The following is a 15,997-nucleotide window of genomic DNA, read 5'->3' on the forward strand; positions in this document are numbered from 1 at the left end:
ATCATGTACTCAATTTAACTTATGTTCACCTAAAGTCCACTTCATAATAAAAATATGAGATTTAATTAATTAAATTAATAATTTATTGAAAATAATATTAAATTTATGAATAATTACTTCATGAACTAGTTCCAATCAACAATTTTGTTCAATGTTTTGATGTATCTATTTCATACCCTATGTCGAATTCATGTTGATGGAACAATAAATGGCACACATAGTTAGAAAATGTTTTCACGCTGTAGGCAATGGAACCTTATTTAGTGGACAAATACTAAGTGCACGAAACAGTGAAGTTTTTAATTGGATATATGATTGCGGTTCTACGAGTAAAAAGATCATTCTAGATACGGTAAATAGTTTACCAGTTTGGTTTCAATCCTCTAAAACGATTGATATGTTGGTAATTTCACATTTTGATAATGATCATGTGAATGGTCTTGAGATCTTACTGAAAAATTTTTATGTGAAAAGGTTAGTACTTCCTTATACTGAATGGCCACAAACTATACGAGAAATATCAATACTCGGAAAAAAAGGTATTACGCCTTCAGTAGCACTATTTCAATTGAACCCAGCTAAGTGGTTGCAAGTTAATGGTCTTGATAATCGGATAAGTGAAATTGTATTAGTAGAAGGAAGAAATGCCCAAGATTACGATACATTACCGCTAAATAAAGATTCATTAGACAGCCCAGATGTACCCCAAGATTATCCACCAGATGCAGCAGTCTCGGTATTTTTTGACTTTGATATACCGTTTCAGCATTCCGGTATTAAAGTAATGAAGATAAATCACCTTCAACCAATTAATGATTTGAGTAAATCATTTGAATTCATGTTCTATAATGCAGAAAAGAATTTTTCTGAACTTGGTCTTATTTATAAGTCAGGAGGACAAAGCTTTGCCAAAAAGTCAGGTAAAGCTCTGTCTATAGTGAAGGCTGATATTGAACAAATTATTATCTCATTAGGTTTAAATCAACATATAAATAAACTGCCGGCAAACTGGCGCAAAATATTAAAGAACTGCTATGAACAGCATTTTGGCCATACTGGGAAAGCTAAAAATAATATTTCTTTATGCATGTATGCTGCTCCATTAAAAACGAATTCAAATTTATATAACTCTCGTCATGCAACATTACTTACGGGCGATATAAATTTGTCATGTAACGTTGTAGATGATATGGAAATACATTTCGGGAGAAATCGTTGGCAATCACTCAAAATAGTTCAAGTACCTCATCATGGATCCAAATATAGTTGGACAGCAGGGAATACAGCTAAATTTATTCCAGCAAGATTTGTTCAATGTGTCACTCCCACAAAAAATCATCCTCATTTAAATGTAACAGCGGATCTAGTAAATTTTGGCGGAATAGTATATGAAGCTGACCGTAAATCAGCAGTAAATTATTCTTATACATATTAACGAGTTTGCACATCGAGAAATTTCGAGATTTCAATAGTAATTTTTTTAAATTTAATTCAGAGTAAAACATGACTGATAAGACTGTAAAAGAACTAGCTCTAAGCGTAGGGAGTCCAGCAAATAGAATTTTAGAGCTAATACAAGAAGCAGGATTACCACAACGTAAGGCTGAAAGCATCATTTCAACCCAAGAACAGGATGCCTTAGTATCTTATATAAAAGAGAAGCGTTCAGTCGATGAAAATCAAGGTCGTATTACACTTAAGCGCAGGACCACAAGTACTACAAGATTACCTAGTTCAGCTAAAAAAGAAAAAACTATTAATGTAGAAGTAAGAAAAAAGCATACTTTTATAAAACCTGATCCAAAAGAAATTAAACTCCAAGCACTACAAAAAATAAAAGAAGAACATTTGAATAAAGTCATTAATTATGTAGTAGATCATGTATCTAATATAAATATTATAGAAATAGAAAGCAGAGTAATTTTTGACGATAAGTCGAATATAATTAAGCTTGATTTATCAAATTTAGGAATTAATTCATTAGAATATTTTGATTTTATTGATTTAAGTGAAGTATTGGAGTTAAATTTTAATAATAATAACATTAAAGAATTTAATATAATAAACAAAATGCCTAATGTGCAACATATATATTTATCTAATAACCCATTAGAGAAAATTAATATTCAATCGGAAATTAGTAGATTTGATATTTTAGAGGGTATTGATCCCAAGAATATATTATCAATAGAATTAGAAAAAAATAAATTTACAAATTTCATTCTTAAAAAAAATTATGATAAACTCAAAAAAATATCATTGAAATATAATTTAGAAACAATAGATGAAGTTATAATTGATTGTAAATTTAAAGAAATAGAAGAAATAGATTTTAGCAACTCTAATATTAAAAAATTTAGTATAATTAAAGATTTACCTAAAAGTTTTTCTGCTTTAAATGTAGGGAATAATCTTATTAACTTTTTGAAACTACCATATAAAATATTTGAAATAAAACCTGATAATACTTATATCAAAGTAAATTTAGAAAAAAATAACTTACCAGACCTTATACTATCAGCATTAAAAAAAGATAAATTAAATGATCAATACAAGGAGTTGAGAGATATATTTTTTGATGTCATAACTGTAAATAGAGTTAAACTGATATTCTTAGGAAACACAGGGGTAGGTAAAACTACTCTTTATAAAATTTTGAAATCTGAAGATAATGATTATAACGAATATAATGGAAATAGTACTGAAGGAGTTAATATTTTTACTTTTGATTTTATAAGTGGAAAAAATAAAATTGAAGTAAAGGGATTTGACTTTGGAGGTCAAGACTACTATCACAATACTCATTACAGTTTTTTTTCATCAAATGCATTATATATATTATTATGGGGCAATAAACAATATATTTATCAGCGATCTTATTATAATAGATGTAATTCTGAAAATGAGAGTAAGCTAGAAATTACATATCCATTAAATTATTGGTTAGGTAGTGTATCTTATTTTGTAAATAAGGAAAAAATTGTATTCGATACAGAATTTGAAAATGAAAAAATAATAAAAAAAGAAAATTTAAAATTATATTTAGTCCAGAACCCTAACTTCATATCTAATGAGAAAAGTCTTACAAATTATGAACTGAATAGATTAAGTTTAAAAAATAGATATCCGTTTATTTCTGGATTCCATGATTTTCATCCTTTAACCTCTGAACATTTTGATAATTATAAGCAGGAGATTAAAGAAAACTTAAAATCAATAATTACAAGTTATTCAACTCAAGAAAGTTATCCTAAAATTTTAGCTCAAATAGAAAGATCTTTAAATAAGAAATTTAAAAAGAGTCAAGAAATCATTGTTTCAATAGATGATATACAAGAAATATTTTTGGAGGAAAACAAATACATTGCTTGGGAAGGTAATTTTATTCAAATACTAGAATGGCTTGATATTACTATGAGTATTTATTGGATTTCTCCAGATAAATTAAATAAATCCAATAAAAACAATACTTTATATCCAGATGAAATTGATATATTATCTAGATATGCTGTTTTAAATTTATCAAAGCTCAATGAAATTATTCATGATATTTTGAGTTCAAATTTATATAGGGAAAATCATAACGGTTATTATAAGAGAAGCGAAATAATTGAGATCTTAAGTAACTTTAATAACCATGATTTAGCCGATTATGTTTCAGCATTTATGCTATATAATAAAATTTATTTTGAAGCACCAAATTTAATAGATAATGATAAATTTTATATTGCTCCTAATTATCTTAATGAAAAAACAACATTATCTGAGGAACTTTTTTTAGAATCATTTGACATCCCTTTTATTGAATATAGATTTGAAGATTTTTATCATGTGAATATTTTTACTGAGGTTTTAGTTAGATATAAATATAATTTAAGTAGAGTGTCTTCATCAAAAAATGTTGACTATTTATTATGGAAAAATAAAGCAGTATTATTTGAAAATCTATCTATGAGTGCCACTAATCAAAGCAATAAAAAACAACCTTTAGTTTTTCTTGAGTTTGATTTAGGGGAAATACTAGATCATAACTCTAACAATCCTTTAGATGATAATTCTGACTTAAGAAAGCCTTCAATTCGTATTAGTAGTTATTCTAGAAGCAGACAACCTATTAATGATGTTTTTCTTAAAGATATAATTTCTTTTATTGATAATCATTTAATTGGTTATGAGTATAAAAAATTTGCTTTATCACCTAATCAAATTGATTATGTTGATGTTGAAAGTATAAATAATTGCCTAGATAATTTTGATGGAAACCCTACAGGTTTATTTACTTATAAAAATAAAATTTATCGTTCAGCAGATTTTAGTTTATTTACTAATAAAAAATCAGCTATGAAAAAAATATTTATATCTCACTCTACTGAGGATTATAAAGAGGTTCAAGAATTTATTACTCATCTTCAACCATTAAAAAGAGAGGGATTAATCGATCATTGGCACTGTAGCCAACTAATTCCTAACGATGTATGGGATGCAGAAATTCAAAAACACTTATGGGATAGTGATATTATTTGTATGTTAATTAGCCCGAATTGGCTGTCAAATGAGTATATTTTTAATAAAGAACTAATGGTTGCGATTGAGAGAAAAGAACTTTTTAAAAGTTCTTATCAAGGCCGAGACATTGTTATTTTCCCAATAATACTCAAACCGTGTATGTGGGAACGCATTAGAATTCTTTCACAATATCAAGCTGCACCACAGAAAGCTATGCCTATTTATAATTTTGCAGATAGAGATGAAGCTTGGTATGACGTTTTAAGAAAGTTACTTGATGTATTAAATAGAATGGATGATCCTGATTATGTACCAGATATTGGCGGTAGATTAGGAAAGTTTTATGTTAAAAAATATGAAGATAGGGCAACTAAATAAAATTAAATTTCAATATAACTCAAATTTAAAATTCTAATAATTTATATTGATTTATTAGTTAAATTTGAGTCTATGTATCTTAATTTTTCTTTATGTTTTTTTATTTTTAATGGGGAAATGAACTTATTATGATTGAAATTAATGAAAATCACTTTAAAAAAATAATTAATATTATTCCTGTATTAGCAATATTACCCCTAATAATTGGTATTTTTTTTAAGCTAGGTTATCTTATTCCTTTTGACTTAAAATTTCTTATTACCTCATTTTCATATAGTGAATTAGCATTAAGTTCATATTCTTCAGTTTTATTTGCTTTGGTTAGTCTATTCGGCACCTGCACATCAAAAAAATCTCCCCCCTGAGTACGGCTGTTTCTATCGGGGGCAGAATATTCATTCTGTTACTTTAGACTACACCCTAAAGTAACAGCCTAAAAGTTCGTAAAATTATGTACCATTTAAATGATTTTTAATCATATATAACATGTAACTTTGGTATTAAAAATTTATAATTTACGAAATTGTTCATTTTTCTTCAATTGGGGCGTGAAAAAGTGAAAGGCCAAAAAGTAGGGTATGTCCGGGTCAGTTCTGTCGAGCAAAACACTGGACGTCAACTTGAGGGAATTGAAGTCGACCGGATTTTTGTTGATCGTGCGTCAGGTAAAAATACCGACCGACCGAAATTTCAAGAAATGTTGAATTATGTCCGGGAAGGAGACCAGGTGATAGTACATTCCATGGATCGTTTTGCGCGAAGCTTAAAAGATTTGGTGACTGAAGTAGATAAACTGGTCAAACGAGGGATCTCCATCCAGTTTGTAAAAGAAAATATTACTTTTACGGCCCAATCCACTCCGATGGATAATTTGATGCTGCAACTGATGGGTGCTTTTGCACAGTTCGAACGTGAGATTATTCTGGAGCGGCAAAAGGAAGGAATTAAACTGGCATCAGCTCAAGGGAAGTACAAAGGTCGGGTACATAAATTGAAACCTGAGCAGGCTGAAGCTTTACGACAAGCATGGAAGGAAGGGAAATATCCTTCAAAAATGGCATTAGGTCAGGCATTCGGTATTAGTCGTCAAGCGGTATACCGCTATTTAAAAGCCGGGGAATAACTCAATTGAATTTTCGACTATATTTAGTTTAGCTTATGAAAATGAGGGAATGTGATAAATCTATGAAAAAGCCTATTCGAGGGGGGAGATTGAACTATCATACTGATTTTAGATGACCATTTAATCAATCACCCCAGATGTTTAGAAAAGAAAAAACCCCGGCATCCTGCTGGGGTTTTTAGTATTGGTTCGCTCGGTATAACTCTTGTTGTACCTTACTTCAAAGCCAAAATCTTTCGAGCACCATTAAGTACGAATAAAGAAACCAGTATACCAATGATTAAGTCTGGATAAGCTGATCCCGTCCATGCCACGAGTACACCGGCAAATATGACGCCCATATTTACCACAACGTCATTCGCTGAGAAAATCCAACTGGCTTTCATATGTGCGCCATCTTCTCGATGACCAGAAATAAGATATAAGCATGTCACGTTAGCTATAAGTGCGAGCAGGCCAATAACAATCATGAGCGTTGATTCTGGCTCGCTTCCAAACATGAATCGTCTAATGACGTCAACAATCACGATGACAGCGAGTAATAACTGAATCCAGCCTGCAAAATGAGCTGCTTTTACTTGATATTTCGCAGCTTTCCCGACGGCATATAGCGCAATACCATAAACGGCTGCATCGGCAAACATATCTAGAGAATCAGCAATCAATCCTGTAGAAGCAGCAATAATACCGCTGATGAATTCTATAAAGAACAGTAGAGCATTAATGCCTAATAACAGTTTAAGTACTTTAGCTTGTCTTACAGGATCAGGTTCATTGGGTAGGTCACCTGAAGAAAGCTGTGTTTCATCAAGTTTCGCCCCAAAACCCAGTCCTTCAAGTTTGGCCGTAATTTGCTGAATCCCTTCATTATGGAAGACTTTCAGTTTTCGATTGGGAAGATCAAAAGTAAGACCTTTAACTGCTTCAAGATCTGCAAGAGTCATACGGACCATTTGCTCTTCAGCAGAGCAATCCATTTTAGGAATGGTGTAGGTACTTGTTTGCTTGGCCTGTTGATTGCTTATATAAGTTTCAGTCTTCACAAGCTTTGCCCCAAAACCCAGTCCTTCAAGTTTGGTGGTTATATTTTCATCTTTTTGATTATGTAGAACCTTTAAAGAACGGTTAGGTAAATCAAAGATGAGTTTTTGAACACCATCAATTGAAGATAGCGCCATACGAACCATCTGTTCTTCCGCAGAACAATCCATTTTGGGAACTAAGTATTCACTCATGTAGTGCGAATCTTTTAAAACGTTTTCAGTGCTTAAATTTTCTTTGGGATCAGAACCACAACAGGATTGAGCGGTATCTTCACAACTGTTTGAAGTGTTACAGCAAGGAGATGAAGATTTTTCTTCTTCCTCTTCACCACAACAGCTAGGCGTATTATCACAATTCTTTGAATTGCTTGCTTCTGCAATTGATGGATGATTTTCTTGTTGAGATTTCTTATCTTCGCATGGTGTTTCTTTACTACATCCACAACCACTCATAGTTATACCCATTAAAAAAATTTATAAACTTTGAATATTAGAATCCCTATAGTTACTATAGAGTCAAGATTTTTTGGAAATACCAACTCAATGCATTTAAAAATTGGTGAACTCTCTAAAAAAACCTCATGTTCAGTATTAACAATTAGGTTTTATGAAAAGGAAGGTTTAATTCCGGAACCCGAAAGAACAGAAGGAAATTACCGCCTTTACGATATAGGCTATGTTGAGCGAATTAAGTTTATTTTGAATTGCCGAACTTTAAATATGAGTTTGAATGAAATTCGTCAATTACTCACCTATAAAGATAATCCCAAGAAAAATTGTTCAGATGTGAATGAATTAATTGACTTACATGTCAGTGCTATCAGAGAAAATATAATCAAGCAACAAAAGCTTATTGAACAATTATCTGATTTAAGAGGTACTTGTGATGGCTTATGTACAATTGACCAATGTGGAGTTCTAAAAAATCTAGCTTGATTATCTAGACCTATGCTTTTTTCAAAAATTCTGTATATCTTTACTTAAGGCTGCAAAAAGTTTAAGGTTACTCAAATTCTGTGATCAGATCTTTGATAGATCTGGACAGCTTCTTATTGGTGTTTTAAATACAGATTTGTGTATGAAGAGAAAAACATTTCTAATCCAGATATTGGTACTCTTATTCACATTCCAGAATATTTGGAGTGTGGCAGAGGCTGCGTGTCTGCATGAAATGCCAAACATACCCAATTCAATACTCTCTAATCCAATCGATTTAGACGAAAAGAGTGATAGTCCTAGTCAAGCACTTTATTCCTTAGAAAACTATAAAGAAATTTATGACTATTGTCAGAAGGTTTGTTTTAACGAAAAGTGCAGTCATTTCTCAAATACAATCGTGATTCAGATTGACCCACCCGATGATTTGAAGCTTAAAACTCATTTTGAGACAGTCCTTACACCATCTTATTTGGGAAGAACTTTTTATAAATCCCCTTATCTGAATCAATTAACACCCCCTCCTGATTTGCCCCTACTATTGGTGGGGTAGTCTTATAAAAGCCCACCACTCCTAATCTCATTATGTGTGGTGCATTTCATGTCAAAAAACAAATTATATCAGGATACTTCTATCCTGAATTTATCCTGGTCAGCATTCCGTACAGGTGTCTTGCTATCAGCAATGATCAGCTTGAGTACTTCTGTAGTCGCCAGTCCTCAAGATTTAACGCTGCGACAAGCCATTGATCAGGTCAACCAGTATCAAGCGTCCCAAAATTTCTGGGAAACGCAAAACAGCATTAATGCCACGAATCTTCAGCAAAGTAAGCTGTTTAAAAATCCTGAACTGTCAGTTGAACAAACGGGATTTGGTTCAAATAATGAAAAAGAGCTTACCATTGGCATATCACAACCCTTGGATATTTTTGGTGAGCGAAAAGCAAACCAAAAATTAGCCAGTCTCTCTACAGATAAAACAGCACTGAAGCAGAAGATTTATCAAGCGCAAATTGAGCTTGCAGTGAAATATGTATGGTCACAACTGGCCATTGCCGAACTTGAAAGAAACATTGTCAATGAACAACTTCGGGTGAGCGAAGAAAACCTTAAAGCGATCGAGAAGCGCTTTACTGCGGGCGGTATCGCGCAAGTAGATGTGAATCGCGCACGTTTAAGTCATGCTGAAAATATCCGTCTTTTTAGACAGGCCGACTTACAAGTCCAAGTGGCCACCCAACAATTATCAAATTTATGGGGAACCTCTGATAAGTCATTGCAGGTAAACCTCTCTTCACAAAAGCTCTGGCCAAAATCGACTCATCAGCAGGTTCAAGAATATTTAGCGGAAAACTACGTTGAGAAATATCGAGCTTTACTGGTATTAGAGTCTCAAGCAACGGTTGATCAACTAAGGGCAAAGGCACGTCCTAACCCCACTTTAAACCTAGGTGTCAACCGCACCCAATCCTTGGAAAACTCCACACAAAATCAATTAGTAGTCGGAGTCAGTGTACCGCTTAATATTTTCGATCGTCAGCAAAATGGCATAAAAATCGCGCAAGAAAAAATGAACTTATTAGAGCGTCAGAAAGAGTTTTATCTAAAGCAAAATGCGCTGCAAATAGGCACAATTTTAACCGAGTTGCAGGGTTTAGAGCTGCAATTCAAAGTCGTTGACGAGACTCAAATTCCTTTGGCGACTCAAGTTCAAAGTAAGACGCTACAAGGTTTCTTGGCAGGCAAGTTTGCTTTAACCGATGTTCAGCAAGCCACGCTTCAATTACAAGACATCCGTCTGCGTAAAGTCCAGTTGTTACGGGATGGCTGGCAAAAGGCCATTGAAGCAGAAAGTTTGAGCTTAGGCATTAGCCCAAGTGAAGTCATGTCGAAAGATGCTATTGCACAAATCAATCAAAACTTATGGCAAGACATACAGGCCATGCCTGTCATTGGTGGGGGAAATTAACATGTTCGATCTTAAAAACAGCTTAAAAAAACAGAGCGGAAAAATCTCTCAACCTCTACTGATTGGTTTGGTCATCGGCGCAACCGTACTACTCAGTATTTTCTTGATCTTGTCGGGTAAGAATAAATCTGAAACATCAGATGAACATGCAGAGGAAGAAGGCGCAGAGGAACATGGAAGTGAAGAAGGCAAAGAGGAACATGGCGGTGAAACCGAAGAGCATGCAGAAGGCGTGAGCCTGACGGCCAAGCAACTGGTGGAACAGGGCATACAGTTATCAGCAGTCGATCAAGGTCCGGTGGTTAAATTAAGTTCTTATCCAGCAAAACTTAACGTGAATACCGACCAGCAAGCGCATGTCTCTCCGAGTTTTAGTGGTCATGTCGAAAATGTCTATGTAGAACTCGGCCAAAAAGTTCAGAAAGGACAGTCTTTGGCCACGTTGCTTGTTCCTGATCTAGTTGATCAGCAGGCCAATCTTAAAATTGAACAAACCAATCTGGAACTGGCGAAACAAGACTTTGAGCGTGAGCGTCAATTGTGGTCACAGGGTATCTCAGCAAAACAGGACTATCAACGGGCTTATAACAGTTATAAACGGGCACAAATTCAGGTTCAAGCGGCCCAATCACGTTTAAGTGCATTTGGTGCTGTGAATGCCAGTAACGGGCGCTATATTTTAAAAGCCCCAATTTCTGGCGTGATCAGTAAAAAGGATTTGGTTCTCGGGGAAAATGTTCAGTTAGCAAGTCAACTCTTTACCATAGACCGGTTAGATCAGCTCTGGCTTGAATTTATTGTTCCAAATTCTGAAATTGTGGGCTTAGCCCCGAATCAAAAGATCGAATTTAAATCTTTGCAAACTGAAAAGGTCTACAGGGCAGTTATTCAAACCTTAAATACTGAAGCGGATATTCAAACAGGTCGTCTTCAGGTGCGAGCAAAAGTTGAATCGAATGCAACCGAATTACGTCCAAACTTGATGGTAAACGTACAGTTGCAACAACGCAGTGAAAGTACCGCACTACGGGTACTTAAGTCCGCAGTTCAGAATGTCGATGGAAAAGATGTGGTTTTTGTCGCCACTCAGCATGGACAAAAAGTTGAATTCACTCCGCAGCCGGTGAAATTAGGTCAATCGTCTGGGGATAGCCAGTGGATTGAAGTGGTAAATGGGCTTAATCAGGGACAAAAATATGCCGCTCAAGGCAGTTTCTTACTGAAATCTGAGATGGAAAAAGGAGAGGCTTCACATGAGCACTAAAAGCCCTCACATTCCAGACCACGAATCGGTAAAACCTGAAGGGCTGTTTGATCGGCTGATCCAGTTTTCTATTCATAACGCAATCTGGGTCATGCTGTTTATTGCAGCCTGGATTGCTATTGGTATTTATAGTTATCAAAAGTTACCGATTGATGCTGTACCGGATATTACCAATACTCAGGTGCAGATTAACACCTCAGCCAATGGCTTTACGGCTTTGGAAATGGAACAGCGGATTACCTATCCAATTGAGAATGCCATGTCAGGCATGCCGAAAATGGAACAAACCCGCTCTATTTCACGCTACGGCTTATCACAAGTGACCATCATTTTTGAAGATGGCACGGATATTTACTGGGCCAGACAGCTTATCAACCAGCGCTTGCAAGAAGCAATGGGAGAAATGCCTGAAGATGTGCAACCTAACATGTCACCTATTTCGACAGGTTTAGGTGAAATCTATCAATGGGTGATTAAAGCCGAACCAAATGCTAAAAAGCCGGATGGGACCGCTTATTCGGCTATGGATTTACGTGAAATTCAGGATTGGATTGTAAGGCCACAATTACAGCGCGTAAAAGGCGTTGCGGAGATCAACAGCATTGGTGGCTTTAATAAAACCTATGTGGTTGCCCCAGATCTGAACCGATTGCAACAATTACAAATTCCTTTGACTGATTTACAAACCGCCTTAACAGAAAATAATGAAAACCGTGGTGCTGGGTATATCGAGAAAAATGGACAACAGTTGACTGTGCGGGTGCCCGGCACTTTAAACACGATTGAAGATATCCAGAACATCAGTATTGCCAATAAAAACGGCTATCCGATTCGGGTGGCAGATGTCGCCAATGTCTCAATTGGTCATGACTTAAGAACAGGGGCTGCAACCTATAATGGTGAAGAAACTGTATTGGGTATTGCCATGATGATGATGGGAGAAAATAGCCGTACCGTTGCTCAAGCCATTGATGAAAAGGTGCAATCGATCCAGCAATCGCTACCTAAAGGTGTGATGATTGAGACTGTGTATGACCGTACGCATTTGGTTGATCGGGCGATCAAAACCGTTCAGAAAAATTTGATTGAGGGTGCAATCCTCGTCATTGTTATTTTATTTCTCTTTCTAGGTAATTTCCGTGCTGCGCTGATCACGGCTTGCGTTATCCCACTGTCAATGCTGTTTACCTTGACGGGAATGGCAGAGCAGAAGATTAGTGCAAATCTGATGAGTTTAGGGGCACTGGACTTCGGTATTATTATTGATGGTGCAGTGGTTATTGTAGAAAACTGTATCCGTCGGCTAGCAGAAGCTCAGAAGCTGAAAGGTGGTTTACTTAGCCGTTCTGAAAGATTTAAAGAAGTCTTCTTGGCTGCAAAACAGGCGCGTCGTCCTCTCATCTTTGGACAGTTAATTATTTTGGTGGTTTATCTACCTATCTTTACCCTGACGGGGGTAGAAGCCAAACTTTTCCATCCTATGGCAATGACGGTTGTACTGGCTTTAATTGGGGCCATGATTTTATCTGTCACTTTTGTGCCAGCCGCAGTTGCCCTATTTGTCACTGGAGAAGTCAAGGAAACCGAAAGTCGCTGGATGCATTGGCTTAAAACCAAATATGAATTGCTTTTAGATAGAGCCTATGAGCTTCGTTTATTTGTGACTATTGTGGCTGCCTGTATTTTAGTGCTTACGGGTGTGCTAGCCACTCAAACAGGTAGCGAGTTTGCACCTCAACTGGGTGAAGGTGATTTTGCTGTTCAGCAAATGCGTTCCCCAAGTACAGGGTTAGAACAGTCACTGAGAATGCAGGAAAATACTGAAAAGTTACTGTTGAAAGAATTTCCTGAAATTAAAGCAATCTTTGCCCGTACCGGTACAGCAGAAGTGGCCACAGATGTCATGCCACCCAACATTTCAGATGGCGTGGTACTGTTAAAACCTCATGATGAATGGCCTGATCCAAAACAAACGATTGATGAGCTTCGCCAAAGAATGATTACTTTCTTAGCGACATTGCCGGGAAATAACAGTGAGTTCTCGCAACCCATTGAACTGCGTTTTAACGAGTTAATTTCAGGGGTGCGAAGTGATGTGGGTGTCAAATTATTTGGCGATGATATGGAAATTCTGAATCGTGAAGCGAATAAGATTTCTCAGAAAATTAAATCAATTTCAGGCGCGACAGCCGTTAATGTAGAGCAAACCAGCGGCTTACCCTTGTTGAATGTAGAAGTTGATAAGTCCAGAGCCGCACAATACGGCTTGTCGGTAAGAGCAATTCAGGATCTGGTAGCTACAAGTGTCGGTGGCCAGAATGTTGGAACAATTTTACAGGGAGACAAGCGTTTTGATTTTGTCATCCGTCTAGATGAATCCCAGCGTAGTCCTGAACAGTTAGCGGTACTTCCTATTCAATTGCCGAATGGTGGTTTAGTCCAACTGCAAGATGTGGCACGCGTTGAAAATATCCTGGGTATTAATCAGGTCAGCCGTGAAAATGGTAAACGTCGAGTGGTTATTACTGCAAATGTAGAAGGACGTGATTTAGGCTCATTCGTAACAGAGCTTCAGAGCACGTTATCCAAACAGGAATTACCAAGCGGTTATTGGATAGATTATGGCGGTCAATTTCAAAATCTGATGTCTGCAAAAGCGCGTATGCAATTGGTGGTTCCGCTCGCATTGTTGACGATCTTTATTTTATTGATGGCTGTATTCCATAATATCAAAGAAAGCTTACTGGTCTTTAGTGGTGTACCGTTTGCCTTATGTGGAGGCTTAATCGCGTTGTGGTTGCGTGACATTCCATTATCCATGTCAGCAGGGGTTGGCTTCATTGCACTATCGGGGGTGGCTGTACTGAATGGCTTAGTCATGCTCACCTTTATCAAAGAGTTGCGACAACAATATGACCTTTATTATGCAACGTGGCAGGGTGCAATTTTGCGTTTAAGACCTGTGTTAATGACCGCTTGTGTTGCTTCCCTTGGGTTTGTTCCGATGGCTTTGGCAACCGGGACTGGGGCAGAAGTACAGAGACCTTTAGCGACTGTAGTAATTGGAGGAATTATCTCCTCTACCCTGCTTACATTGGTTTTATTGCCTGTACTGTACCGCTGGATGAATGAAAAGAAAGCTTCTTAATCCATTAGATTAAGCAATTTTTAGCAGAGATATTGGGTCTGTCTCAAGTATCTCTGCTAATCATGGATTGAATAAGGAAAATTTTATGTCAGAACATCATGATCATAGCCATGCGGTTGTTACTGAAGGAAATAGTAAGAAATTAATGTTTGCTTTGGGTTTAACGACTACTTTTTTAATAGTAGAAGTTGTCGCTGCTTTTATTACCCAAAGTTTAGCATTACTGTCTGATGCCGCTCACATGTTTACTGATGTAGCCGCATTAGCTATTGCTCTTGCTGCTATCAAAATTGGTAAAAAAGCCGCAGATGATAAAAGAACTTTTGGCTATCAGCGATTCGAAATTTTAGCGGCTCTGTTTAATGCAGTGATGCTTTTTGTGGTGGCGATATATATTGTCTATGAAGCTTACCAACGTTTTACGAATCCTGCTGAAATTCAAAGTATTGGAATGATGATTGTCGCAGTCATTGGTTTGGTCATAAATTTGATTTCAATGAAAATCCTTTCTGCGAGTGCTGAAGGAAGTCTAAATGTGAAAGGCGCATATTTAGAAGTTCTTAGTGATGCACTGGGATCGATAGGCGTGATTATCGGAGGAGTGGTCATTTATTTTACCCAGTGGATGTGGGTAGATACCTTAATCGCTGTGTTAATTGGCTTCTGGGTCTTACCTCGAACTTGGGTTTTATTAAAACAAAGTATCCATATTTTGCTTGAAGGGGTTCCTGATGAGATTGATATTGAGTCGTTAAGAAATGATTTATTGATGCTAGAGGGTGTTGAAGGGATTCATCAGTTGAAAGTCTGGGCTATATCTTCAAAAAACATTCATTTAACTGCTCATTTAGTTGCTCCTAATAGCGATCCAGATCAGCTCTATCAAAAGGCCTTAGACGTTCTAAAACATAATCATAGTATTACTGAAATTACGTTACAAATAGAAAGTACGGAATGTAATACATTGGAACAGCATAAACATTAAAGTGCTGCTCTTTCTACATAATGGACAGATGACTAGGCTGATAAACCTTACCATTTTCCTGTATTACACTTCTATTTATCACACGCACTTTAAACACCATCCTGAGACATTTTAAAATTACAAGAATGTAATTTATGAGTCCTCTGGGTGTTAATTCTTTAAAGTTAGAATATCTAACAAGTATTAAATGAGAGTAAATAAACATGCTATTCAAAAATAAATTTTGTACTAAATTACTGTTAATTAGTGCATTCTTTAGTATCGCAAGTTTTAGTTATGCAGATGGCGGATTGTTATTTCTTGAAAAAAATTTAAAAGCTTCTAAAGTTGAAAATTCTAAACAAAAACAAGTTAAAAATAATGAATCAAATGAATCAAATGAATCAAATGAATCAAATGAATCAAATGAATCAAATGAATCAAATGAATCAAATGAATCAAATGAATCAAATGAATAGTTGGGTTGCATAAATAAATCAATTAGACTTATTCATTCAGCAATATAATTCCTGAATGAATAAGTTTATAACTAAAACCTATCACACCATTAGTTGAACTACATATAATCATAATATTAAAAATAAAGTATTTTTTTTAATCCCATTTCAATGGGCACTGTTGCAAATAGAGATTTGAGTCGATGAA

General features: G+C 35.7%; 10 protein-coding genes and 1 pseudogene. 10 read left to right on the forward strand and 1 reads right to left on the reverse strand.

Annotation, left to right across the window (positions count from 1 at the left end; genetic code table 11):
• Nucleotides 1-208 precede the first annotated feature (208 nt).
• From KT990_RS09320 to KT990_RS09330, 3 genes are all read left to right on the forward strand, one after another.
• On the forward strand, nt 209-1,435 hold the full coding sequence (locus tag KT990_RS09320; protein ID WP_218208690.1) for a hypothetical protein: 1,227 nt from the start codon (nt 209-211) through the stop codon (nt 1,433-1,435).
• A gap of 68 nt (nt 1,436-1,503) precedes the next feature.
• Nucleotides 1,504-4,884, forward strand: a complete 3,381-nt coding sequence (locus KT990_RS09325; protein WP_218208691.1) for a translation initiation factor IF-2 associated domain-containing protein — start codon at nt 1,504-1,506, stop codon at nt 4,882-4,884.
• 556 nt (nt 4,885-5,440) lie between these two features.
• Nucleotides 5,441-6,007 carry a recombinase family protein gene (locus KT990_RS09330; protein ID WP_104470814.1) on the forward strand — a complete coding sequence of 189 codons (567 nt, stop codon included), beginning with the start codon at nt 5,441-5,443 and terminating at the stop codon, nt 6,005-6,007.
• Between the two features lie 215 nt (nt 6,008-6,222).
• Here KT990_RS09330 and KT990_RS09335 read toward each other — a convergent pair whose 3' ends face one another.
• On the reverse strand, nt 6,223-7,503 hold the full coding sequence (locus KT990_RS09335) for a cation transporter (protein ID WP_104500112.1): 1,281 nt from the start codon (nt 7,501-7,503) through the stop codon (nt 6,223-6,225).
• Nucleotides 7,504-7,593: 90 nt separating this feature from the next.
• Here KT990_RS09335 and cadR point away from each other — a divergent pair, with 90 nt between their 5' ends.
• The 7 genes and pseudogenes from cadR to KT990_RS09370 all read left to right on the forward strand — a co-directional run.
• Nucleotides 7,594-7,986: a Cd(II)/Pb(II)-responsive transcriptional regulator gene (cadR, locus tag KT990_RS09340; RefSeq protein ID WP_004281856.1), complete on the forward strand. Its 393-nt coding sequence runs from the start codon at nt 7,594-7,596 to the stop codon at nt 7,984-7,986.
• A 142-nt stretch (nt 7,987-8,128) separates the two neighbouring features.
• A complete protein-coding gene (locus tag KT990_RS09345; RefSeq protein ID WP_025465702.1) occupies nt 8,129-8,539 on the forward strand; it encodes a hypothetical protein in 411 nt (136 codons plus the stop codon).
• 48 nt (nt 8,540-8,587) lie between these two features.
• Nucleotides 8,588-9,955 (forward strand): TolC family protein, encoded by a 1,368-nt coding sequence (locus tag KT990_RS09350; RefSeq protein WP_004677225.1) that lies wholly within the window; start codon nt 8,588-8,590, stop codon nt 9,953-9,955.
• Nucleotide 9,956: 1 nt separating this feature from the next.
• Nucleotides 9,957-11,219 carry an efflux RND transporter periplasmic adaptor subunit gene (locus KT990_RS09355; RefSeq protein ID WP_180032323.1) on the forward strand — a complete coding sequence of 421 codons (1,263 nt, stop codon included), beginning with the start codon at nt 9,957-9,959 and terminating at the stop codon, nt 11,217-11,219.
• The gene (locus KT990_RS09360; RefSeq protein WP_218208692.1) at nt 11,209-14,367 is read left to right on the forward strand and encodes an efflux RND transporter permease subunit; all 3,159 of its coding nucleotides are present in this window, start codon (nt 11,209-11,211) and stop codon (nt 14,365-14,367) included. The genes KT990_RS09355 and KT990_RS09360 overlap by 11 nt, the downstream gene beginning before the upstream one ends.
• Before the next feature lie 85 nt (nt 14,368-14,452).
• On the forward strand, nt 14,453-15,352 hold the full coding sequence (locus KT990_RS09365; protein ID WP_016165559.1) for a cation diffusion facilitator family transporter: 900 nt from the start codon (nt 14,453-14,455) through the stop codon (nt 15,350-15,352).
• Between the two features lie 203 nt (nt 15,353-15,555).
• Nucleotides 15,556-15,735 (forward strand): annotated as a pseudogene (locus KT990_RS09370) (hypothetical protein); the annotation flags it as partial.
• Between the last annotated feature and the right edge of the window lie 262 nt (nt 15,736-15,997).

This window comes from Acinetobacter sp. F9, from assembly GCF_019195275.1.
GTDB lineage: Bacteria > Pseudomonadota > Gammaproteobacteria > Pseudomonadales > Moraxellaceae > Acinetobacter > Acinetobacter pseudolwoffii.